Annotated in this window: 27 protein-coding genes; 13 read left to right on the top strand and 14 right to left on the bottom strand. The window is 58.7% G+C overall.

What is annotated here, in order from left to right; genetic code table 11:
- Positions 1-337: 337 nt before the first annotated feature.
- Positions 338-730, top strand: a complete 393-nt coding sequence (gloA, locus tag OOT43_RS02160; RefSeq protein WP_266023037.1) for a lactoylglutathione lyase — start codon at positions 338-340, stop codon at positions 728-730.
- Here the strand turns inward: gloA and OOT43_RS02155 are convergent.
- Complete coding sequence (locus tag OOT43_RS02155) at positions 727-1038, bottom strand: DUF1244 domain-containing protein (RefSeq protein ID WP_266023036.1); 312 nt, start codon at positions 1036-1038, stop codon at positions 727-729. The two genes, gloA and OOT43_RS02155, sit on opposite strands and share 4 nt — an antisense overlap.
- 178 nt (positions 1039-1216) lie before the next feature.
- Between OOT43_RS02155 and OOT43_RS02150 the strand changes: the two genes are divergently transcribed.
- From OOT43_RS02150 to nifK, 9 genes are all read left to right on the top strand, one after another.
- The gene (locus OOT43_RS02150; protein WP_266023034.1) at positions 1217-1759 is read left to right on the top strand and encodes a septation protein A; all 543 of its coding nucleotides are present in this window, start codon (positions 1217-1219) and stop codon (positions 1757-1759) included.
- A 5-nt stretch (positions 1760-1764) separates the two neighbouring features.
- Positions 1765-2067 carry a YciI family protein gene (locus tag OOT43_RS02145; RefSeq protein ID WP_218809110.1) on the top strand — a complete coding sequence of 101 codons (303 nt, stop codon included), beginning with the start codon at positions 1765-1767 and terminating at the stop codon, positions 2065-2067.
- Positions 2064-2351, top strand: coding sequence for a BolA family protein (locus OOT43_RS02140; protein WP_266023031.1), 288 nt, complete (start codon positions 2064-2066; stop codon positions 2349-2351). Before OOT43_RS02145 ends, OOT43_RS02140 begins: the two co-directional genes overlap by 4 nt.
- Positions 2351-3328, top strand: a complete 978-nt coding sequence (locus OOT43_RS02135) for a foldase protein PrsA (RefSeq protein WP_266023030.1) — start codon at positions 2351-2353, stop codon at positions 3326-3328. Before OOT43_RS02140 ends, OOT43_RS02135 begins: the two co-directional genes overlap by 1 nt.
- 176 nt (positions 3329-3504) lie before the next feature.
- Positions 3505-4422, top strand: coding sequence for a LysR family transcriptional regulator (locus OOT43_RS02130; protein ID WP_266023028.1), 918 nt, complete (start codon positions 3505-3507; stop codon positions 4420-4422).
- 130 nt (positions 4423-4552) lie between these two features.
- Positions 4553-5758, top strand: coding sequence for an NAD-dependent formate dehydrogenase (locus OOT43_RS02125; RefSeq protein ID WP_266023027.1), 1206 nt, complete (start codon positions 4553-4555; stop codon positions 5756-5758).
- 96 nt (positions 5759-5854) lie between these two features.
- Positions 5855-7120 carry a molybdopterin molybdotransferase MoeA gene (gene moeA / locus OOT43_RS02120; RefSeq protein WP_266023026.1) on the top strand — a complete coding sequence of 422 codons (1266 nt, stop codon included), beginning with the start codon at positions 5855-5857 and terminating at the stop codon, positions 7118-7120.
- A 362-nt stretch (positions 7121-7482) separates the two neighbouring features.
- The gene (gene nifH / locus OOT43_RS02115; RefSeq protein ID WP_266023025.1) at positions 7483-8364 is read left to right on the top strand and encodes a nitrogenase iron protein; all 882 of its coding nucleotides are present in this window, start codon (positions 7483-7485) and stop codon (positions 8362-8364) included.
- 172 nt (positions 8365-8536) lie between these two features.
- Positions 8537-10096, top strand: coding sequence for a nitrogenase molybdenum-iron protein subunit beta (nifK, locus tag OOT43_RS02110; RefSeq protein WP_266023024.1), 1560 nt, complete (start codon positions 8537-8539; stop codon positions 10094-10096).
- A 53-nt stretch (positions 10097-10149) separates the two neighbouring features.
- Here the strand turns inward: nifK and OOT43_RS02105 are convergent, their stop codons facing one another.
- The 4 genes from OOT43_RS02105 to OOT43_RS02090 all read right to left on the bottom strand — a co-directional run bounded on the left by OOT43_RS02105 (position 10150) and on the right by OOT43_RS02090 (position 13070).
- Complete coding sequence (locus OOT43_RS02105; RefSeq protein ID WP_266023023.1) at positions 10150-10596, bottom strand: hypothetical protein; 447 nt, start codon at positions 10594-10596, stop codon at positions 10150-10152.
- Entirely contained in the window at positions 10593-10997 is a 405-nt protein-coding gene (locus OOT43_RS02100; protein ID WP_266023021.1) for a group III truncated hemoglobin, read from the bottom strand. Before OOT43_RS02100 ends, OOT43_RS02105 begins: the two co-directional genes overlap by 4 nt.
- Positions 10998-11031: 34 nt before the next feature.
- Entirely contained in the window at positions 11032-12159 is a 1128-nt protein-coding gene (locus tag OOT43_RS02095; RefSeq protein ID WP_266023020.1) for a hypothetical protein, read from the bottom strand.
- Positions 12160-12500: 341 nt separating this feature from the next.
- Entirely contained in the window at positions 12501-13070 is a 570-nt protein-coding gene (locus tag OOT43_RS02090; RefSeq protein ID WP_266023019.1) for a molybdopterin-dependent oxidoreductase, read from the bottom strand.
- Between the two features lie 1305 nt (positions 13071-14375).
- On the opposite strand from OOT43_RS02090, the gene OOT43_RS02085 reads away from it, so the two are divergent.
- From OOT43_RS02085 to OOT43_RS02075, 3 genes are all read left to right on the top strand, one after another.
- Complete coding sequence (locus OOT43_RS02085) at positions 14376-14840, top strand: helix-turn-helix domain-containing protein (RefSeq protein WP_266023018.1); 465 nt, start codon at positions 14376-14378, stop codon at positions 14838-14840.
- Positions 14841-15745: 905 nt separating this feature from the next.
- Positions 15746-16456, top strand: a complete 711-nt coding sequence (locus OOT43_RS02080; protein ID WP_266023016.1) for a DNA-binding protein — start codon at positions 15746-15748, stop codon at positions 16454-16456.
- Positions 16437-16871 carry a DUF29 domain-containing protein gene (locus OOT43_RS02075; RefSeq protein ID WP_266023015.1) on the top strand — a complete coding sequence of 145 codons (435 nt, stop codon included), beginning with the start codon at positions 16437-16439 and terminating at the stop codon, positions 16869-16871. Before OOT43_RS02080 ends, OOT43_RS02075 begins: the two co-directional genes overlap by 20 nt.
- Positions 16872-16968: 97 nt before the next feature.
- Here OOT43_RS02075 and OOT43_RS02070 read toward each other — a convergent pair whose 3' ends face one another.
- From OOT43_RS02070 to OOT43_RS02030, 9 genes are all read right to left on the bottom strand, one after another.
- The gene (locus OOT43_RS02070; protein WP_266023014.1) at positions 16969-18042 is read right to left on the bottom strand and encodes a zonular occludens toxin domain-containing protein; all 1074 of its coding nucleotides are present in this window, start codon (positions 18040-18042) and stop codon (positions 16969-16971) included.
- Positions 18039-18317: a DUF2523 domain-containing protein gene (locus tag OOT43_RS02065; RefSeq protein ID WP_266023013.1), complete on the bottom strand. Its 279-nt coding sequence runs from the start codon at positions 18315-18317 to the stop codon at positions 18039-18041. Before OOT43_RS02065 ends, OOT43_RS02070 begins: the two co-directional genes overlap by 4 nt.
- Before the next feature lies 1 nt (position 18318).
- Positions 18319-19743: a virulence factor TspB C-terminal domain-related protein gene (locus OOT43_RS02060; RefSeq protein WP_266023012.1), complete on the bottom strand. Its 1425-nt coding sequence runs from the start codon at positions 19741-19743 to the stop codon at positions 18319-18321.
- Positions 19744-20177: 434 nt separating this feature from the next.
- Positions 20178-20375: a major capsid protein gene (locus tag OOT43_RS02055; protein ID WP_266023011.1), complete on the bottom strand. Its 198-nt coding sequence runs from the start codon at positions 20373-20375 to the stop codon at positions 20178-20180.
- A gap of 73 nt (positions 20376-20448) precedes the next feature.
- On the bottom strand, positions 20449-20748 hold the full coding sequence (locus OOT43_RS02050; RefSeq protein ID WP_266023010.1) for a single-stranded DNA-binding protein: 300 nt from the start codon (positions 20746-20748) through the stop codon (positions 20449-20451).
- A gap of 71 nt (positions 20749-20819) precedes the next feature.
- Positions 20820-21866 (bottom strand): phage/plasmid replication protein, II/X family, encoded by a 1047-nt coding sequence (locus OOT43_RS02045; protein WP_266023009.1) that lies wholly within the window; start codon positions 21864-21866, stop codon positions 20820-20822.
- 5 nt (positions 21867-21871) lie between these two features.
- A complete protein-coding gene (locus OOT43_RS02040; protein WP_266023008.1) occupies positions 21872-22063 on the bottom strand; it encodes a hypothetical protein in 192 nt (63 codons plus the stop codon).
- On the bottom strand, positions 22060-22362 hold the full coding sequence (locus OOT43_RS02035) for a hypothetical protein (protein WP_266023007.1): 303 nt from the start codon (positions 22360-22362) through the stop codon (positions 22060-22062). The genes OOT43_RS02040 and OOT43_RS02035 overlap by 4 nt, the downstream gene beginning before the upstream one ends.
- A gap of 89 nt (positions 22363-22451) precedes the next feature.
- Positions 22452-22634: a hypothetical protein gene (locus tag OOT43_RS02030; protein WP_266023006.1), complete on the bottom strand. Its 183-nt coding sequence runs from the start codon at positions 22632-22634 to the stop codon at positions 22452-22454.
- Positions 22635-22825: the final 191 nt, after the last annotated feature.

The following is a 22825-nucleotide window of genomic DNA, read 5'->3' as shown; positions in this document are numbered from 1 at the left end:
CGAAAAAATGCGGCTGGCCCGACCTGGGCATTCCGGACTCAGGCACTTCCTGCCGATCCGCTTTCATGCTTCGGCTCGGAGATTCGGGGTGGCCGGCGGAGTAATTTCTTGATCGGCGCTCGGGCGTGGCGCCGTTTAAGCTGTGTGCGATTCTTCAAAGTGGAGTCGCAGCCCGGTTTCGGAACGATGCGTCGGGACAGGTCTGCCCGCTGGGCCCGTCGTACCGGCGGGGAGGAACATGCAAGGGGACCTGGGGTTTTTCTCCCCCCACCGCGCTATCATCTCCGCACCGGATTCCTCGGCCGGTCACGATGGCGAAAAGAAGGAACAAAAAACCATGCGTATTTTGCATACCATGCTGCGAGTTGGGGATCTTCAGAAGTCCCTCAGGTTTTACACCGAAGTTCTGGGAATGCGATTGCTGCGGCAGATGGAGTTTCCGGACGGCGAATTTACCCTGGCGTTCGTAGGCTACGGAGACGAGGCGCACGACGCGGTGATCGAACTGACCTACAACTGGGGCGTGAACGAGTACGATTTGGGCACAGGCTTCGGCCATATTGCACTGGGCGTGGATGACATCCACACGGCCGTGGACCGGATACGGGCATCAGGGGGCGAGATCGTGCGCGAACCCGGCCCCATGAAGCATGGAACCACGGTCATTGCGTTCGTGGCGGATCCCGACGGCTACCGGATCGAATTGATCGAACACAAGCGGGCTGGCTAGGCCGAAGGGGCTTCTTTGCGCTTCTGCTTTTCCTCGTATTGCCGTAATTGCTCGGGCGAGGCATCGGTTTGGAAGCGGGTTTTCCATTCGTCGTAGGACATGCCATAGATGGCGGCAAGCGCGTCGGCATACGGAAGCTCTTCGCCGATTTCGTCCGCCGCCGCCTTGTACCATTTCGCCAGGCAGTTGCGGCAGAAGTCCCCGGTAATCATCAGGTCGATGTTCTGGACCTCGGTATGGGTTTGGAGATGGGCGACGAGGCGGCGGAACGCCCGCGCTTCAATTTCTGTACGTTGCTCTTGGTCCATGAAGGAAGTGAAGGTTGAATTCGGATCAAGATCATAATGCCCGCCGTCACCGGGATGTGTAAACTATGCCTTTTATGAACTGCCTCTGCTCGGCGATTTCGATGCAGTCCGATCCAGCAGGCGGCGACGCCGGAAGGCGAGGGCTGTATCCGGCGCCTTTCTAAATACTCGAGTACCGATGAAACTGCTGTTCGATTTCTTCCCCATCATTCTGTTTTTTGTAGCCTACAAGTTTCAGGGCATCTTCATCGCCACGGCGGTGGCCATCGCCGCAACTTTGTTGCAGGTTGGTATCGCGTGGTACCGGACCCGCAAGATCGAACCGATGCACCTGGTGACCCTGGTCCTGATTGCCGGCTTCGGCGGAGCTACCCTGGTGTTCCAGGATGAACTGTTCATCAAATGGAAGCCGACCGTCCTTAACTGGGCGTTCGGTTCGGGATTTCTGCTGAGCCAGTTCATCGGCGAGCGCACTTTCATCGAACGGATCATGGGCAAGCAGATCGACCTCCCCAAGGAAATCTGGCAGCGGCTGAATCTGGCCTGGGTCGTATTCTTCATGGCCGTCGGCGCCGCCAATCTGTTCGTCGTCTATAGCTTCGATACCGAAACCTGGGTCAACTTCAAGCTGTTCGGCATGCTGGGACTGACCCTGGTTTTCGTGGTAGCCCAATCGATCTTCCTTGCGCGCCACATTCCCGAAGCGAAAACCGAGGAGTGATGCAAGTGCTGTACGCCATACTTTGCGAAGATCACCCCGGCAGCCTCGAGCTTCGCAAGGGCGCGCGTCCGGCTCATCTGCAGCGGCTTGACCGTTTGCAGGACGAAGGCCGGCTGGTGTTGGCAGGACCGCATCCTGCAGTCGATTGCGAGGATCCGGGTGAGGCCGGTTTCACCGGCAGCCTCATCGTCGCCGAATTTCCGAGCCTGGAAGAAGCGCAACGCTGGGCGGACGAAGATCCATATGGTCGCGCCGGCGTCTATGCCCGCGTGGTGGTCAAACCTTTTCGGCAGGTATACCCAAAATGAGCAGCCGGGTCGAACAGATTCGCGAACGCATTCAGGGGGCGCTGGAGCCCCTTCATCTGGAAATCACCGACGATAGCGCATCCCATGCCGGTCATGCGGGGGCGACGTCAGGCGGTGGGCATTTCTATGCCACAATCGTGTCAGCCGCATTCGACGGGAAATCTCCGGTGCAACGTCACCGGATGGTGTATTCGGCGTTGGATGACATGATGCACAACGAAATTCATGCCCTCAGCATGAAAGCTTTGACTCCTTCTGAACATCAAACAACAGGAAATTCTTGATGAAAAAGACTCTTGCCAGCGGCGCAGCGATCTTGGCAGTCGCCTTGACCGGTTGTAATCAGCCTGCTCCGGAAGCACCGAAATCCCAGGCGTCCGCAGCCAAGGCCGGCGTCGTTGCGACACCGGAGAATTCGGTGGCCAGCGTCAATGGAACGGCCATCACAAAGGCTGAGGTCGGCGCCATCAAATCGGAACTCGCTCAGCGTCGCAGCGGCGACGTTTCGGAAGATAAGATCGTCGACGAGCTGGTTAAGCGCGAACTGCTGCGGCAGGATGCGGTGGCCAAGCAATTGACCAAGAATCCGGAATACCAGGCGCGGATTGACAACGCCGAAAGGGTGATTCTGTCGCAGGTCGCGGCCGAGGATTTCATGAAAAACCTCACCGTTTCCGATGAGGAGCTCAAGAAGGAGTATGACAACCGTGTCGGCGCCATGCAGCGCGCCGAATTCCGTGCCCGCCACATCCTGGTCGACAAGGAAGACTTGGCGAAGGACATCATCGCCAAGCTCGGCAAAGGTGCAAAGTTTGAAGACCTCGCGAAGAAATTTTCGAAGGACCCGGGCTCCAAGAACGAAGGCGGCGAACTGGGGTGGTTCAGCCCTCAGCAGATGGTTCAACCCTTCTCCGCCGCTGTCGAGAGTCTGAAAAACGGAGAGATCACCCAGGCGCCCGTACAGACGCAGTTCGGCTGGCACGTGATCCAGCGCGAGGAGTCGCGGGAGTCCGCTCCACCGGCGTTCGATGCCGTAAAGGAGCAGATCAAGTCCATGTTGCAGACGCAGAAACTGCATCAGTACATCGATGATCTGATGGCGAAGGCAAAGGTCGAGCGCTTTGCGACGCCGGCGCCGGCCTCCGAGGCTTCCCCTGCGGCGGCTCCGGCCGGCTCACCGGAGGGTCAGGAACCTGCCGCCGCCAAGCCGGCGGCAGCGCCAGCAGGGACTTCCGCTCCCGCGGCCCAGCCCAAGAAATAATCGGCCGCACTCGGGATACCTGTCCCGACGTCCCTAAGTCCGGCCGGTAGCGCAACGGGCGTTGCCGGTCGGAAACTCACCGCAGTTTTTCAGGTTTTACGGCGCATATTCGGCATTAGCCAGCATCATCGGGATGGCTATCGTGGAATACCTGCCTGTTTAGAGCGGGGACAACCATGTTCATACGCCAGATCGGCTATCTCGTCGCCTTGGCCAAGACCGGGCATTTCGGACGCGCCGCCGAAAGTTGCCATGTCTCGCAACCGGCGCTTTCCATCGCACTTCAGAATCTCGAAGCCGAGCTGGGCGTGATGCTCATCCAGCGCGGTCAGCGTTTTCAAGGATTTACTCCGGAAGGTGAGCGCCTGCTCGAATGGGCACGGCGGGTTCAGGCGGACTGTGACGGCATGCGGCAAGCGGCAGCACAGCTTCGCGGCAGTTTGAGCGGGGTACTGCGGCTGGGGGCCATTCCGACCACCCTGCCAGTTTCGCCTTTGTTCACCGAATCCCTGCAGCGGGTCCATCCCGGCATCCGTTTGAGCGTGAGCGCTTTGTGCGCGGAAGAACTCATCCGCGGCCTCGATGCCTTCGAACTCGATCTTGGTCTGACGTACCTTGAGGATCTCCGCCTGCGGGGATTCCGTGTTTTGCCGCTGTACCGCGAAACCCATGTGCTGCTGGCCCGGGACGGCGCGGAAGTCGCTTCGGGACAGACCATTGGCTGGCAGGAGGCGGCTGAGCTTCCTCTTTGCCTGCTTTCCGCCAACATGCAGAACCGCAGATTGATCGATGCGGCTTTCCGTGACGCAGGCGCTACGCCTCGGGTCATGGTCGAGACAGACTCGGTGTTCGCGCTTTACGCCCATGTCCGCTGTGCCGGTCTTTATTCCGTCGTTCCTCATAGCCTGTTGACGCTATTCGAGATGCGGCAGGAAGTGGTGGCGATTCCTGTGCGGCCCGAACTTTCCCGGCAAATTGGTTTGGTGGCGCGCAATCACCAACTGCTGCCCCCTATTCTTGCCGAAGCTTGGGTGCTCGCCGAAAACCTGGGCCTGCAATCTCGGCTGGATGCTTTGATAAGTGTGAGTTATTGAACGATTGTCGCAAACGATTGGCTTGCTCCCTGTTTCGACGTTGAGAATGTTTCTCACTTGATCACTCCCGATCAAGGACGGCAGTCCACTCAGGACGCCGGAGACAATTTCAGTTTTTGGAGTAAGTGTCATGGCTAAAATCGTATGTGTGCTGTACGACGACCCAGTCGACGGCTATCCGCAATCCTATGCGCGTGATTCCATCCCGGAGATTCGGGTTTATCCCGACGGGCAGACCGCTCCCAGTCCCGAGGCGATTGATTTCTTGCCCGGTCACCTTCTGGGCAGCGTTTCGGGTGAATTGGGCCTGCGGAAATTTCTTGAGGCTCAGGGCCATACCCTCATCGTGACTTCGGACAAGGACGGGGAGGGTTGCGAGCTGGATCGGCATCTGCACGACGTCGACATCGTGATTTCCCAGCCGTTCTGGCCGGCCTACCTGACCCGTGAGCGGATCGCCAAGGCGCCTAGGTTGAAGCTGGCGTTGACTGCTGGCATCGGTTCGGATCATGTCGATCTGCAGGCGGCGATGGAGCGCGGCATCACTGTCGCCGAGATCACCTACTGCAACAGCATCAGTGTGGCTGAACATGTGGTCATGATGATCTTGGGGCTGGTGCGCAACTACATTCCGTCGTACCAATGGGTGGTAAAGGGGGGCTGGAATATCGCCGACTGTGTCGCGCGGTCCTACGACCTGGAGGGCATGGCGGTTGGGACCATCGCCGCAGGACGCATAGGTCTGGCGGTGCTGAGGCGTTTGAAGCCTTTCGACGTCAAGCTGCATTACACCGACCGCCATCGTCTGGCGCCGGAAGTCGAGCAAGAGCTGAATTTGACTTTCCATCCGAACGTCGAATCGATGATCCGGGTGTGCGACGTGGTCACCATCAATTGTCCGCTGCATCCGGAAACGGAACACATGTTCGACGAGGTGATGTTGGCCAAGATGAAGCGCGGGGCTTACGTCATCAATACCGCGCGCGGCAAGATCTGCGACCGTGACGCTATCGCCTCTGCGCTGGAAAGCGGCCAGTTGGCCGGCTACGCCGGCGACGTCTGGTTCCCTCAGCCGGCGCCGCAGGACCACCCGTGGCGGAGCATGCCTTACCACGGCATGACGCCGCATATCTCCGGCACCAGCCTGTCCGCACAGGCCCGCTATGCCGCGGGGGTGCGGGAAGTGCTCGAATGCTGGTTCGATGCCCGTCCCATCCGGGAAGAATATCTGATCGTCGACGGCGGAAAGCTGGCCGGCATGGGGGCGCACTCATACAGCAAAGGCGATGCGACCGGAGGGTCGGAGGAGGCGGCTCGGTTCAAGAAGACGGCATAGCCGCCTTTCGAGCGCGGGGATGATAGCGCTATCATTCCCGCCCCACGCACCAGCAGTGCGGCCAATTTGAACAAAGACTCAGTTCCCTGCCTCCTCATGAACTCCGCCATCCAAGCCATTACCTGTAAAGACGACTACGACCCCAGTGCATTGACGGTAGAGGTCGCACAGACCCGCATTCTGGACGCTGTGCATCCCGTAGCGGAAACCGAGACCGTAGATCTGCGGTCCGCGCTGGGCCGGGTGCTGGCGGCGGATGTCCGTGCCACGGTTGCCGTCCCGGCGGCGCCGAATTCGGCGATGGATGGCTATGCCCTGCGGGGTGCGGATTTGCCATCATCAGGACAGCGCCGCCTGGAAGTCATCGGTGTATCGCGTGCAGGCGCGCCGTTCCACGGCGCGGTGGGGGCGGGACAGTGCGTGCGGATCTTTACCGGTGCCGTGATGCCGGTGGCGGCCGATACCGTCGTCATGCAAGAACATGTCGTTGCCGAAGATGGCCGGGTGCTAGTCGGTTCGGGGGAAAAGCCGGGCCAGAATGTACGGCAAGCGGGGGAGGACGTTGCCATCGGCCAGATTGTGTTGGCGCAGGGGCGGCGCGTGGTGCCCGCCGACTTGGGAATTTTGGCGGGGCAGGGGCAGGCGCAAGTCTCGGTTTACCGCAAGTTGAGGGTCGCGCTGTTCACCACCGGGGATGAGTTGCAGGAGCCGGGAGAAGCGCCGAGGGAAGGCTGCCTGTACGACAGCAACCGCTATACCCTGTTCGGCATGCTGAAGCGCTTGGGAACCGAAGTACGCGAATTCGGCATCGTCGGTGACGACCGGCAACGGTTGGAGGCCGTGTTGGCCCAGGCGTCCGCCGAAGCGGACGCGATCGTATCGACCGGCGGAGTTTCCGTGGGTGAATTCGACCTGGTGCGGGAAGCGCTGGATCGGACGGGATGCACCGAATTCTGGAAGATCGCGATGAAGCCGGGTCGGCCCATCACTGTCGGCGCCATCGGCCACGCCGCCTTCTTCGGCCTGCCGGGAAATCCGGTAGCGGCCATGGTGACGTTCTACCAGTTCGTTCAGCCGGCTCTGCGCCGGATGGCGGGCGAGTGGCCGGTGCCGGCCCCGACGGTGTTCAAGGCCGTCAGTCTTTCGAGACTCAGGAAGCGGCCGGGCCGGGTAGAGTTCCAGCGCGGCATCGTCGAGCCGGATCGCGAGGGCCGGATGGTGGTTCGCAAGACTGGCCAGCAGGGGTCGGGTATCCTGAGCTCGATGAGCCAAGCCAACTGTTTCATCGTGCTCCCGCTGGATAGCGGGCCGGTGGAGCCGGGCAGCCTGGTGGACGTGCAGCCGTTTTTCGGCTTGGTTTAATCTCCGTCGACCGGGCCGATTCCGCGAATCGCGCTTGGCGTTCCTCCGGCACTGCGCCTTTGTTCGTGCGCTTCCATAGTGCGCGCATCTGAGGAATTCCCTCCAAATTGGAATGTTTAGGTGCGTGCCGGCAGTCGTCCGGTTGCGCGACTATCCATATATTTCCTTTATTATCAATAGAATATAGTTTACTGAAGGGTTTGGTACGATCCTTGGATATATATAATAAGATATAACGATAGCCGAGGGCGGCAACGGTGCGGCCCCGGTACAGAGCGGCTTGTCGTGATATCGGGTTCCGGCAAAGAGGGCCGGGGCGGCAGCGTTTAAGGATCCATCCCACTCAACTTCGGAGAAACACCATGTCAGATCTGAGACAGATCGCCTTTTACGGCAAAGGCGGCATCGGCAAGTCCACCACTTCGCAAAATACCTTGTCGGCACTTGCCGAAATGGGTCAGAAGATCCTGATCGTCGGCTGCGACCCGAAGGCCGACTCCACCCGTTTGATTCTGCACTCGAAAGCCCAGGACACCATTCTGTCCCTGGCCGCCGATGCCGGCAGCGTCGAGGACCTGGAGCTGGACGATGTCATGAAGGTCGGCTACCGCGACATCCGTTGCGTGGAGTCCGGTGGTCCGGAGCCGGGCGTCGGCTGCGCCGGCCGCGGTGTGATCACCTCCATCAACTTCCTGGAAGAAGAAGGCGCTTATGAAGGCGTCGACTACGTCTCTTACGACGTGCTCGGCGACGTGGTCTGCGGCGGTTTCGCCATGCCGATCCGCGAGAACAAGGCGCAGGAAATCTACATCGTCATGTCCGGCGAAATGATGGCCATGTACGCGGCCAACAACATCTCCAAGGGCATCCTGAAGTACGCCAACTCCGGCGGCGTGCGTCTGGGCGGGCTGGTCTGCAACGAGCGCCAGACCGACAAGGAATACGAGCTGGCCGAGTCTTTGGCCAAAAAGCTCGGCACCACCCTGATCCACTTCGTGCCGCGTGACAACATCGTGCAGCACGCCGAGCTGCGTCGCATGACCGTACTCGAGTACGCACCGGAATCCAAGCAGGCCAACGAATATCGTCAGCTGGCGCAGAAGGTTCATGCCAACAAGGGCAACGGCACCATCCCGACCCCGATCACCATGGACGAGCTGGAAGATCTGCTGATGGAGCACGGCATCATGAAGCAGGTCGACGAGTCGCAGGTCGGCAAGACGGCTGCGGATCTGGCCGCTTGATTCCTGCTTAAACCGCGGGCGGCATCGGGTCTCGAGACTCGATGCCGCCCGTCTTCCGTGTCCGAATCCAGGACCTCATTCGCCCTAATAACCTTGTAAACAACCTGGAAATATCCCGGCTCTTCGGCGGGGAATTCCGCTTCTTTCAAATCACCCATCATTGGAGCCGACGATGCCCCAAAACGCTGAACACGTCATCGACCATTTCAATCTGTTCCGTCATCCGGAATACCAGGGGATGTTCGAGAACAAGAGAAAAGAATTCGAAAACGCCCAGCCCGCCGACAAAGTGGAGGAAATCCGGGATTGGACCAAGACCGAGGATTACAAGGACAAGAACTTCGCCCGTGAAGCCTTGGTCATCAACCCCGCCAAGGCCTGCCAGCCCCTCGGGGCGGTCTTCTGCGCCCTGGGGTTCGAATCCACACTGCCCTTCGTTCACGGCTCGCAAGGCTGCGTCGCCTATTACCGCAGCCATCTGAGCCGCCATTTCAAGGAGCCGGCATCCTGCGTGTCTTCGTCGATGACGGAAGACGCGGCGGTGTTCGGCGGCTTGAACAACATGATCGACGGCCTGGCCAATGCCTACAACATGTACCAGCCGAAAATGATCGCCGTCTCGACCACCTGCATGGCCGAAGTCATCGGCGACGATCTCAACGCCTTCATCAAGACCTCGAAGGAGAAAGGCAGCCTTCCGGCCGAGTTCGACGTGCCGTTTGCCCATACGCCGGCTTTTGTCGGCAGCCATGTCACCGGCTACGACAACGCGATGCGGGGCGTACTCGAGCACTTCTGGGACGGCAAGGCCGGAACCGTACCGCCGATCGAGCGTAAGCCCAACGATTCGATCAACATCATCGGCGGATTCGACGGCTACACCGTCGGCAACCTGCGCGAGATTAAGCGGATGCTCGGGCTGATGGGAGTGGAATACACCCTCCTGGGCGACGCCAGCGACGTGTTCGATACCCCGACCGACGGCACTTTCCGCATGTACGACGGTGGCACCACCCTGGAGCAGGCGGCCAACTCGCTGCACGCCAAGGCCACCATCTCCATGCAAGAATTCTGTACCGAAAAGACGCTGCCGTTCATCGCCGGACATGGGCAGGAAGTGGTGGCGTTGAATCATCCCGTCGGCGTCGGTGCGACCGACCGGTTCCTGATGGAGGTGTCCCAAATCACCGGCAAGCCGATTCCCCGCGCGCTGGAGCGCGAGCGCGGCCAATTGTTGGATGCAATCGCCGATTCGAGCGCCCATGTCTTCGGCCAGAAATTCGCGATCTATGGCGATCCGGATCTGTGCCTAGGCTTGGCTGCATTTCTCCTGGAGTTGGGTGCGGAGCCGGTACATGTGCTGTCGACCAACGGAAGCAAGGGATGGGCGGAGAAAGTACAGACACTGTTCGATGCTTCGCCATTCGGCAAGAACTGCAAGGTTTATCCGGGCAAGGATCTGTGGCACATGCGCTCGCTGCTGTTCACCGAGCCCGTCGATTTCCTCATCGGCAACACCTACGGCAAGTACCTCGAACGCGACACCGGAACGCCCTTGATCCGCATCGGGTTTCCGATCTTCGACCGCCATCATCACCACCGTTTCCCCCTGTGGGGCTACGAGGGCGGTCTGAACGTACTGGTGTCGATCCTGGACAAGATATTCAGCGAGATTGACCGAAACAGCAGCGTTCCCTCGAAGACCGACTACAGCTTCGACATCATCCGTTGATGCCTGCAAGCCACGGGGACAGCCGGCGTTCCCCGTGGCATTTGCGGATGGGCTCAGCCGCCGAGCAGGAATTCGTAAGCCCAGCGGAGCATGGCCATTTCCACCGGATGGCAGCCTTGAAGCTCCGTGATGGGGTGAAACTCGCCGCCCTTGGCTCGTACTTCGTCGTGCGGCGCGTCCAGGGCGCTGAATTTCGCCAGATAAATGTCCACCAATGCCCTTGGGATTTCCGCGCGGCGCAGAAATCCCCGTTCGACCAACAGCGTGCCGGGCTCGAAACCCAGCCCGGCATGGATTTGCATGCCCAGGCGCAATTGCAGGACAGGATCCAGTGTCGGATCGGAGCCCGCGTCTTCGACGGGGCTGGACAGAAAGGGCAGGGGACGCGGGGTCAGCACGCTGCCTGTGGCGTGGCGCACGAACAGCAGGCGCGAGCTGAGTGGATGGAGGTGATAAAGCAGGAAACGGGATTCGGCATCGGCAGCCGGCCGCGGTTTCACAGTGCCGACTTCCACAGCTTCGGGCCTTCGTACCGCGGAAAACTGAACATACCCGCCTTGAAACTCTCGGCCATGTGCTCGGCGCGCGAAATGGCTTTGCCGGCGGCATCAGGCGGAAGCACCTCCCGCGCCGTTTCGCGGAACAGTTCCAGCCACACGTCGAAATGCTCCGGCCGCAACGGAAGCTGCGCGTGGATAGAGTAAGGATGCCCGCGGTACCTGTTCGTGTCCAGCAGAGTCCGCGACCAGAAATCCTGGACCACACGATGATGCGTTTCCCAGTCCGTTACGGCGGCGTCGAAGACGGGTCGCAGGCTATCGTCGGCGAGAGCCCGCTCATAAAAACGCCTGACCAGTTCAGCGATCTGCTCTTCGGTGGCGGAGGTCGGCAGAGTATTCATAGGAAGGCGCTCACTGTATAGGCCATTGGATTCGTCAAAGGGCACGCAAAAAACTTATCAGGTCCAGACGCTCCCTGTTGTTGAGGCCCAGGCCGAATCGGGATTCGTAAAAATCTACCACATCGGGAATGTCGCTGCGGCTGCCGTTATGAAAATACGGCGGTCGCGCCGCCAGTCCGCGCAAGGCGGGGACTTTGAAGCAGCCGATGTCTTCCCAGCGGCCCGTGACCAGGGCGCGGCCCGGATCGGTGGTCTGGACGGATTCACCGGTTGCCTTGCTCGTCAAGGTATAAAGCGGCAAATCGCCGGTCCGACGGTCCACATCGCTCACGCCGGTATTCATGAACAGCGGAAGGGACGAGTTGCCCACATTGGGCGTGTTATGGCAGGTGCCGCAGGTGGCGGTCAGTTGTTCCGGTTTTCCGAACAGTGCCGAGTCGTTGAGCCCTGCCACGCCTTTGATGACGAAGGTGCGGGTGTTGAATATCTGCTGGCCACGGGAGATGGCCGCCCGGCGGTCGGAACCGCTGCGGTCGGGCCGTCCGCCCCATCTGTCAAACAGCTTGAACACGTGGTTGTCAAACGCGGGGTTGGAACGGCCGGCCAAATAAGGCGGATTGATGCCGAGGCTGAATCGTTGTTCGGCCAGGGTCTTCGGGCTCGCTGCCTTGCCCAGCGAAATCGATGTGACCGAATCTCTCACGTTGATCTGGCTGGCGAAGAGGGACAGTTCGAAATCGACGATGCCTTGCCGCTGCGCCGCTGTGAGTTCCGCCCCCTGCGCGTGCTGAGTGTTGGCCGAATTTGTCTGGTTGCTAAGCCCTTCCCGGATGGAAAGGGTGACCGGACTTTCGCGCCCGTCCCACATCACGGACGATGTAAACTTGAGGTTGACGGTCGGGAGTGGCCTCCGGAACAGCGACAGCTCCGGATTCGCCGTATCCTTTGAAACAAAACCGTAGGGATCGTCGGCTTCCGTCAGAGTAAATTCGGCCATCGCCGGAATCGGCAAGCCGATCCGGATCAGTCCTTTGTTCAAGAGCATGCCGTAGGCAAGCCGCCGGGCATCGACGTTGGAGACGTCGGCGTGCGGCGAGTTCGAGCCGTCATTGGTCCGGAAGGTCGAATCGGTTCCATCGGTTCTGTCGAAGCGCTTCCGCATACCTTGCGGAGTAATGCTCCAGCCTTCATCTGGCCGGTGGCAGCTCAGACAAGTACGGCCGTTGCCGCCGAATTCATTGAAAAAATCATTACGCCGGTCGATATCACCGGAAACGCCGAAAGTGGCCGATACGCCGGAAGGGTTCGCTGAACTCCGGAGGGCTGCAGCCGTTCCGGTCATCGGAAGCAGAACACTCGTCGTCAAAAACACTCCGGCCTGTATGGCAAAATAGCGCGCGATCTTTTTCATAACATCTACCGTCATGCCCTGGTCGAGATCCGGTGGAAACGGCGGAGAATCCGTTCATTCGATCGATTTTCTCCGCCGTGATGTCCGGATTGCTATTTTGGCGCCGAGCGGACGATCAGTTGGGACAGGTGGAATACGCTACGGCCACCGGCTTTGTCGCCTGGCATCACCAGCCGGGCCATTCCGTCGCTTTCCGGCAAGAGCTGTCCATCGCCGTCCTGGTAGGCGACCAGTACCTGCTTCGCCTCGAAATTGGCCAAAATTTCGCCGAGTGCGACGACAACCTCATAGCAGTCAGTAGCCTTCGCGACTACGTACTTGCGCAGGATGTCGTTCTTCTGGTTCTTATCGACCTTCACATTCGCGACCGTAAGCAGATCGATCAGAGGCACGCCGGTATAGGTGGCGGTGACGGGGCCTTTGGACGTGTTGAAGGTAACCGTCACGGTGGTCGGCTGGTAGTCCTTTGCAGGGTCAAGCTTGAAATTGCGTAGGTCGTCCAGGGTGTAGCTGGCAGGATTTTTCACGGCGCCTTTGAGCCTGACTGCCGTCGATGCCCCTCCCTGGCAGGCAGCGGCATGCGCGCCACTTGTTGCAAGTACGGAAAAAGCAAGAACGAGGACTGTAAGAAGGCCGGATCTCGACGCTTGGTTTGTTGGCATTGCACACCTCTCTCGGGTCGTTTACGAATTGGTTGTTGTCGAGGGATTCGAATCGTTGCTGGCCGCTTTGGCAGCTTGTCCCCGCCCACTGGACGACGCCCTATGCCGTCGGCCGGCCCAAGCAGGACGTCGCCAACACGTTATGGCTAAAGAAATATAACAGAATCCCAATTTCGATCCTAGCCGGCTGAGGTCGCCGCTTGTTCACCTTAGGTCAGTGGGATGTTCAATGGAAAGCAGCAACCGCTCAGTGAAGCAGCCTCTGCTTTTATTCTATAAAGAATTCGATCTTATAAAATAAATCAATATCATAACATGGGTTAACTGAATGGCAAGGAGCCCGGTGACGGCGTCGAACGGAGAGATTGCGCTGTGGCTGAAGAAATATGGAAATGGCGTATTGCCGAAAAGGAATTGATCCAGGCCGCTTACGCTATATCGCTATAACTATTACGCATGATATGCTTCAGCCGTCGCTCATTGTGGACGCCACGCTGAAGTGTCCATCGGTAGTGACTCATGGCTGTGCCAGGGATGGCGTTTTTTAACGAACCGACTTTCTTCCGGAAAATTTCCCGAATGCCGACGAGCTGATTCGATGCGGCGTTCCAAGGATTGAGGACAGGCGGGAGACTGGCCCGCCATACGATAGCCGTTATGCGGGTTCGTCGATCGCCGAGCGTCATGGAAAGGGTTGGCACTCGGATTGTCGCCGGTGTTATACCGTACGTGCCGAAATCTCAGAGTCTTGGTGCCGCGCTTTCTTGCGTCGTGAGGTTTTCAATCCATTCGAGGAAACGCGTGATGCGGTACTGTCTTCGCCTGTTTCGGCGTCTTAGAGCGCTTCGTCGGATCCGCAGGATCAGCAATAACGGACGGGTGGAAGGGGCCGCGCAGCGGCCACGGACGCCCGAACGTATTGCGTGTCTGTCGTTGAGTTTTCAGCGAGGATAAGCGAGGGCCGGCGAATCACTCCGGCCAGAAATCTTCATCCATGATTTCATGCTCGGACCATTCGCAGGTCGTCGGGAACTTGTTCTTGTCGAAGCCGGTGTCTGCGGTCGGCAGTCTTACGGCTGGCTCCTAGGCATCTTCTGAGTCAATAGATTAGCCCCTTGGTGAAAGTGGCCGTCTTTTGATTAGGCAAAGCAGGGGCCGGTTCCCTTCAGGAGCCGTCAAATCGTTCGTATCTATGATTTAACATAATATCAATTATGCGCACTTTGGGACGACTTTCCAGGACGATCCGCCGCCGCGTCGCTAAACGGCTACACTCATTCATCCGTACTGTAAAACGGAGGACATATGAAAAACGTGAAGCGTACTCGGAAGACCACTTCGGAGTTCTACAAGCTGCGGCGTAGACTGATGATTTCGGCTGAGGACGCCGCCAATCTATGCGGCGTGACTCAGCGGACGATCCAGAATTGGGACGAGAAAGGCGCACCGGTTTCGGCCATGCGCCTTTTGCCGTTCTGGGACCGCTACCATGTACCGTTCCGGGGCTGGGAGAACTTTAGCTTTTCGCGTGATGTGCTGCTGTACCGTGGCCGAGAGCGGTTCACGCCGGAATACCTGATCCACAACCGAGAGCGGTTAGAACGGCTCAGGCGACTGGAGATGGAAAAGGACTTGCGGGCGCGGCATCCGGTCCGGTTCTGGCTCTCAGATGGCTGGGCGATCCTGGCGCATTGGCTGCAACCGGTCCGGCAGTATCTGCGACCATTCAGGATTGAGTTCAGGCCGCTATCGGACCAGGAGCAAGCCTAAGCGATCCGCGTACCTCATTTTGTACAGACACCCCGTGCCCGCCCTTCTTTCCCATCGGTCACGGCCACCCATGGCACTTAGTGGGGCGGATTGACAACCAGCTCCAAAGATGAAACGGCACTTCATCTTCACTGCCTCAGCTGTATAAAAAATGGTCAAACCGGCAACCATTGCCGGAAGTGGGGGTTATTACCCCCACTTCTGACCCCCTGTGGATAACTTTCCGAAGAGCGGAAGGGCAAAAGCAGCTGCTCGAAGGGCAACCGCGAACCCCTCGAAGAGCCAAGAGCGAACTTCCCGAAAAGCTCGAGTTGGCCGCGCAATCCCTGCGCCTTAGATTGAACTCGGTGCCGGCTTCCTGCCGGCATGATTGGGATACAAGCCAGAGCAAGAGCGAGAGCGATAAGGCCGAGGGCTTTCGTCACTGCCGAGGCGTGCGGATCGCCTTCCCGGCTTCGCTACGCTCAGATCCCATTGCTTCGATTCCTGCACGTCGGTGGCGCTCCGCGCCTTGCACCGTCAGTTATCTGTATGCCGTCGAGCTGTCCGGGAACGCGGCCGGGGCGACGTTCGTTGACCGGCAAGGTGATTTAAGAGCGTCCGCTTAGGCGCGGATAGGCTTGGGATTGACCGAAACGGGCGGATGACGCGTCAGGGCGGCAGCGGGCCGGCAAGGACCAGGGGCGGAGACGGTCAGGAGGCCGACGACCTGGTCAGTGCCCTGCCCTTCGTCGCGGTTTCGTAGCGCCGATACCATATCACTCATATCATCTCAATGATATAGGATCATTACATATCATAACATTTCATATCGTATTGTCCTTGGCATATCATATCGTATCTGCTATGCTATATATCAAGGGTGACGGATAGGCCGACACCCGCCAGAGCTCGAGGACATTGCCATGAACGTGATCGAACTGAAGAAACCAGGTCGGCAGGGCGTAGGCTTTGAGACGGTCGCAGCCGTCGCGGAGAAGATCGCAGCCGAAGGCGGGACACCGACCTTACGCGGGATACGTGAACGGCTGGGCGTGGGCAGCCTAGGGACGATCCAGGCGCATTTGAAGGCGTGGAAGGATGGACGTACGCCCGCCACAACGCCGACAGAACTGACGCTGCCCAGCGGATTGCAAGCGGCATTGCTCACGGAGATTCGTATCCAAGTCCAACAGGCAAAGAACGACCTCGAGGCAGAGCTGGCCGAGGTTCGGCGTGAGCGGGACGAGCTGGCCGAGGAAAATGCGAGGCTGGAAGGCGTTATCGCGGATCTGAGGGAAGAACTCGACAGCGTGAAGGAGCACGCGGCACGGATGGACGAGCAAGCTAAGAGTCATGCGGACCTGCAACAGGAAGAAACCGCCAAGCGGGAAAAAGCCGAGCGGGAATGCCAAGCCGCCCGTGTCGGAGAGCAGGCCGCACAAGCCCGACTGGAACAGGCGGCGCGGGAGATCGAGTTCTACAAGGAGCGAGAGAAGACAGCAAGCGATGACGCCCGGAAGGCCATCGAGGCCGCCGCCGAACTCCGTGGTAAGCTGGAATTGTTGATGGCGCTACCCTCCCCTGCCAAAACCCAAAAATCTCCGGAGAAACGTAATGAGCGCAAATCTGTATGACACGGATCATGCGGCTTGGCTGACGCAACAGGCCGAGCTGATCCGATCCGGCCGGCTGGCGCTGGTCGACCAGGCACACTTACTCGAGGAACTGGAAGCAGAAGTGGCGAACTACAAGAGAGAACTTTATCGACGCTTCCGAGTGCTAATAGCGCATTTGCTGAAATGGAAGTACCAACCCGATCAAAGATCGTCGAGCTGGAAAGGAACAATTCGAGTACAGAGACGAGATATCGACAGGCTCTTGAAAGAAAGCCCGAGCCTAAAACGCTTCGTGAAAAGCGAATTGGAGAACGCATACCCTGAAGCGGTAGAACTGGCAGCCGACGAAACCGCACTCCTCGAAGACACGTTCCCAGCTTCTTGCGAGTGGGAGGAATCCGAAGTCTTAAACCCAGATTTCTGGCCAGAGTGATTGGCCGGCCTAAGCTTATCATCGCTGAAAACTCAACGACCGACACGCAATACGTTCGGGCGTCCGGGGCCGCTACGCGGCCCCGTCCACCCGTCCGTTATTGCTGGTCGGGCGAAACCGACGACACGCTCGAAGACGCCAAGGCCGGAGGCGACGCCGACGCCGCAACAGGCGCAGCCGGCACCGGAATGCGCGTTTCCTCGAACGGATAGAAGACCTCACGGCGCAAGAAAGCACGGCACCAAGGCTCGGAGACTTCGGCACGCGTCGCCTTGACAGTGAAACACCGGCAATAATCCGGTGTGCCAACACAACCCATAACGATGGGCGACCGAGACACCCGGTAAAGCCCATCATAAGCGGGCGCGGTCTCCGGCCTGCCTTCCACCCGCGGCTTAAAATCATGAACCGGGGAACCAGGCGCGGCAACAGGAACGGCAAGAACAGCGGACAAAGCCGGAGAAGCCGGGACCGCGGCGGGAGCCGTTGGCTTGATTTCCTCAGGATGTATCGCCGCCTGAATGCGGGCATAGACCTTGTAACCCAAGAATCCCCCGACCGGGATCATTGCCAGCAACGCATAAAAAGCCAGAGGCTTCGCGTGGTTCTGTTTGGTGTGGACTTCCGCAGACTTGTATTTTCCGAAGACTTGCTTAGGCAGCTTGTAAGGCCGCTTTACAGCATCACCCACCATGTCGGTGTTTTGCTTGCACTCCGGCCATTCGTAGCTAATCCGCCCGGCCCACTTGGCCACCAGATGCACATGACGGCTGACCAGCTTGCGGACGTTGCCATCGAACAGATGCGGCCCCTGCGACACCAAGAAAAAGTCCACGCCCCGATGACGATGGGTTTCCAGCGCTGCGACCGACTCCGGCACCGCCGAGCCGGACGCCCGCGGCCGCCACACCCGTTGCACCTCGTCGATGAAGAGGATCGCCCCGATCGGCGCCCAGCTCGGCCAGTCCTCGACGCAAAGCGCCCCTTCCGGCTTGTCGGCTTCACTGCAATGCGAGCACAGCGAGGACTTGCAATAGATCGCTTCGTGCGGAACCTGGAGATCGGGCACGGCATGCACGAACAAGGGGCGGGATTCGGGCAGCTTGTCCAGCTCATTAACCACGAAGGCGGTTTTGCCGGCGCCGGGCGAACCGGTGATGACGGTGATCATGACACCAGCTTCCCGAGCTTAGGCAGAGCGGAAACAGCAGCTTTAGCCACGAAAGCCCCGGTGATGATCCCCAACGCCTGATCGACGCCGGCCAAGCCGAACAGCAGCATGATGTCTCCCGGAAGCGAACCCCAGGCGGACAACAGCCCTCCCTTGACCGAATCGGCGGCGGCGGATATCCCGGTAAAGGTCAGCCAGCCGATACCTAAAGCCGAGAGCACTTTACCCGGCAAGGTCGAGGCCAGACCGATCAACAGTTGAGCGAGCGTACCCATTTCACGCCCCCTTCAACGTGCCGAACAATATCCAGCCCGCCGACACCCAAGCGATCGCCAGCACCACGAAACGAATACCACTGGCGAACTGGCACACGGGATCATAGGAGATCGTGAAGGCTTGACCGAGGAAGGATCCGGACAGCGGCGCAGGACACCCCGCGGCCCCGCCCAGGCCGACCGGGTTGAACAGGTCCTTATTGTCTTTGGTTTGCAATTGCGTCGGCTGGCCAGGATCGCCGAGCTTGGCGCAGCCGAGGCTATCCGGATATTTGTCACACTGGACCACATCCGAGCCGGAATAATCGGTGTTGGTAGTCGTGCAACTGCCCGACGCCGTGCAAGTCGTGACTTGCGTGCCGGGCTTAGTCTTAACCTTCCCGTCCGACTTGCCATCCGGCCCCTTCGGGTATTCCACATCGACGGTCGGGGTTTTCGTGCTGGTCGAACCATCCGGATTCGCGGTCGTTACCGGTTTACCCTTGACCTGAGTCTTGGTTTGACCAAACGGATCGGTCAACCATTTGCCAAACGGTTTCGGGACGTAATAGAACTCACCCAGAGTACCCGTCAGCGCAATCGTACTGAGGATATTTTCCGGTTGGGACGAAGGATGAGAAGCCAGCTGCGGAATCGCCACACTATCAGGTACCTTTTCCTTAAGCGGAAGCGAGTCACAGCGGGACGTACCATCATTCCAGCCGTACCCGGACGGGCAATTGGTCGGACGCGCAGTGTCCGAACGCGTCTGCCACTGGTGACCGGCATCGTCTTCGCAAATACCTGCATTCCAAGAAGCCTCACGACCGTTCACATGACCGTCCGAACAAGAACAAGAGGCTGCATGCGAAGAAACGGGAATATTCGAACCATCACAGAAATAAACCTTATCCAGACTCGGCGGACCGGATGGAGTAGTACGCACTTTAACCAACGATTCCTCCACACTGTCCCATTCGAAATCAGAGGATGCAAGCCACTCCGCAAAGGCGCTAACCCCCAAAAGCAGCGCCGGGTTACCACGGCGCATAAAAGCCAAGGCCGTCTTTGCGAGAGTCGCATGATCAACCAAGCGCCGAAATTCGCCCTCAATCGGAGGAATTCCCTCAACACCGGATGGAATCGCAACCTTATGGCCATAACCCGTATACCCTTCGTTATCGACTGCCTGAAGTATCCGAGCCGAACCGGCCACAGCACCGGCCACCCCGAGCGCAGCCTGATCGACCGCGACGCTTCCGGTGTCTGACTGTTCCCATGTGGTCGTGAGGCCGTCCACCAGTTTCGACCAAAGCGAGGTCGGTCCGAGAAGATTCGACGCGCCCGGATCACCCGGTTCGTAGTAGTCAACAGTCTCCGCGCGAGCCGGGGCGAGAACGAAAATCAAACCCCAAACGAGGCAAGTCAGGGCGACACGAGAATCCACGCAGCCCCCACGATAGCGATGAATAACGCGATAAGGTAGAAATCGGAAACAATCACAACGCCCTCCGAATAGATTTGATCGCCCAGGCCGAAACCAAAACAGCGACGACCAACCACGATACCTGAGTCACATCCAAAACAGATAGTCCGCTCCAATTCGATGCCGGACCCACGGGAGAACAAGTCACCAAAGGAACGGAGATTTGCGACGTTCGAAGTACGCCACCACTAATCACCGTTAAGGAATAAATCGTAGAGTCTGCACCGACCGTAAAGCCCGAGACATACCAAGGCCAACTGCCATCCCGAACCTGCTCAGACATGACGACAGATCCCACCGTAGTCGCCGAATCATAACAATAGCCACGGTAAAGGATACCCACGATAACCCCCAGAAAAAAACAGCCCACCCCTGCAGTGATGGGCCGCGCCGAATTAAAGCGCCTTCCGAATATACTTGAAGGCCGCAATGGCGATGATGACGACCAGAACCAAACCGGCAACCTTCGTGCCATCAGTCTGAGCATCAGAAAGCGCCGTGGTGACCTCGGTCGGGACAGCCGCCATTGCGTTACCAGCGGCAACCGTCAAACCCGCACCGGTTGCCACCACAACATTTTTCACTTTGGACATATAACACCTCTTTGGTTGTATGACGCTTTCGCGTCGAGAATATCCGGGACTATCCCGGAATGCTGAAAAAGTTTTACCCCGCCGTTCCAGTTTTCTGAAATACGGATGAAGCCGCCTTGGCCTCAACCGCCTTGAGTACGGGCCGGAAGGTGATCGATCCATAGGCACCGATGCCGATGGAGCGCTCAAAGTCAATTTCATATTCACCGACCGGATAGGGTTTGTCCGGGGCTTCGACATCGAGCCGGATTTCACCCATGACACGTTCGCCGCGCAATAGCGCGGACTGTTCGTGCATTTCCCAGGGTTTGCCGGTTTTGCTGGAGATGCCGGAACGCGATCGAATTGCCGTATTTTCCACCACGATTTTCATATTTCACCTATACCCATATGGCCGCTGTTGCCGTTACATGAATATGCGCGGCGTTGACACATTCACGGAATTTAGGCCGCTTTGCGGAGCTGTTCGAAGGAGGTAACCGGTTCGCCGAGGAGAATGGTTTTGCGGCGGAATGGGACGACGTTTCCGGCGGCGAAGTCGGACCAGGATAGGCCGGCAGCGAAAAGCATGGCTTTGTGATAACGCCACGTACGTTCCGACATACTTGCTTTCGCTTCCTCCATTCCGACCATCTTTATAAGACCCCAGGTGCGATAAGCACCCAGGGCGCGAGCTTCCGAAATCGCCTTACCGGTCTTTTCATCTTTCAGTTCTTTCAACCGTTCCAAAATACTGTCCATTTCCGTTACCTCGATGCTGTCTTTGCCTATTACCGATTCGAAGGATTCCCGATGTATTGCATTTAGCTCTTGTTCCGTGACGGTTTTCCAATCCCGTCCGCTTTGACGGAATCTACGCCACCATTCATTGCCGCGCTTGTTTTCGAGGCGAAGTAACCGGTGGGCGTATTGGAGTTCTTCTTGACTGATGTCAATCTGGCCTTTGGATAGCTGATATTCCAGATGACTCCCCTTGGCGTAGGCTTTGCGGGCGTTGATGGTGCTGTTTTCGTTCCAATACACGGTTTCCGCATACTTGGAATTCACCTTGAGACGTCCGCCGTCCGCTTGACGCAAATAGGTAAGCGCTTGGCGGACTTCAACCGGGCCGCCGAGATCGTAATTGTGGGTAACGTCGATGCGGCTGGGGAACCAATGCTCGATATCAGGCAGCTCGAACGGAAGGTGCTCGCGGGCGACGCGGATATGAGCCAGGGCACATTCAACAATATCGGCGCTGCCGAAGACGTTGTGACGCAGGCCCATGGAGCGGGCCGGAGAGCCCCAAATGCTGATCCGGTCCCCGGCTACAGCGACAGTGACTTGATGGCTGTCGGAGCGAATCGATTCGATGGTGGGCTTGCACCATTCGACTTCGCCTGTCGCGGGGTTCCACTTCATGAGCTGGGGCAGCATGTTCCGATAGTTCACGGCGGGCAGCGGGTCCGGGAAGTTGTCGTACAGGCAATGAAGGGATAGCCAGTCGATCACCGGAGTTACCCTCGCTGGTCCATGCTGTTCAATGGGCAGTCCGGGCAACCCAGATCGAAAGCGCCGGAGCGGCATTCCATCCGGGCATCCTGGTCAACCTGGACGCGCGAGGCTGCAAGATCACAGCGAACGCAAAAGACGTTTTCGCGCCGTTCGGCTTCGCTGGCGGGTTGATAGGTTGCTAGCCAGTCAATCACGGCAGGTCTCCCTTTCCGACGATTTCGTAACGGCTTTCCGCCATGACGATGTTGGGGAGCATGGCTGGTGTCTGACGCGGAAGTTCGGGCGTGGGGCGGGACTCGAGGAGCCAGGAGTTCGCGGCACGGCGGCCCATGGCGTCGGCAAGGTGTTCGGGCTTGCCTTCCTTCCGGGCGATGTTCTGGGCGCGGATGAAGCGGTTCCGGTAGGCCATAAGAACATCGTCCCAAACGGCGAAATCGAACAGCCAGAGCTGCTGCTGCATCCAACCCCAGTCCTCACGGATTCGGGTGGCCATGCGGACGCCAGGATAGACTTGAGAGCCGCAACGGCCGCAGGTGATGAGGCGAGGATTAGCTTGCACAGGGCGATCCTCCATTTTCTCGCCTATCCGATACAGCCCAAATCGCCGGTTAAGGCCCGGAACGATACGAACAGGGAAAGTGTCAGGGATACAGCAAAGGAAACCCCGCCGATCAGGGCGCACCACTGACGACGGTCGATGAAGCCTTCGAAGTCCTCTTCAGCCATCGCGAGACGCTCCCAGGATTTGCGGTATTGCTCAGGCATGGACTTCCTCGACTTCGATGAGCGGAAGAACAAGGCGGAGTGATACGAATTGATCCGATACAACCGGCCCAGGAGCACCCAGGCCGAGGCGGACACGAAACGCCGGAGGAAGCCCCGAGCGCCAAGCAATAAAAAAGACCCGCCGATCTGGGGAAGAGTTGCAGGTAGATGAAACGAAGGGAGGGCGCATC

This window comes from Methylococcus mesophilus, assembly GCF_026247885.1.
In the GTDB taxonomy this organism is placed as follows: domain Bacteria; phylum Pseudomonadota; class Gammaproteobacteria; order Methylococcales; family Methylococcaceae; genus Methylococcus; species Methylococcus mesophilus.
The sequence above is the reverse complement of the archived record's forward strand: the minus strand, read 5'-3'. Positions and strand labels throughout refer to the sequence as shown.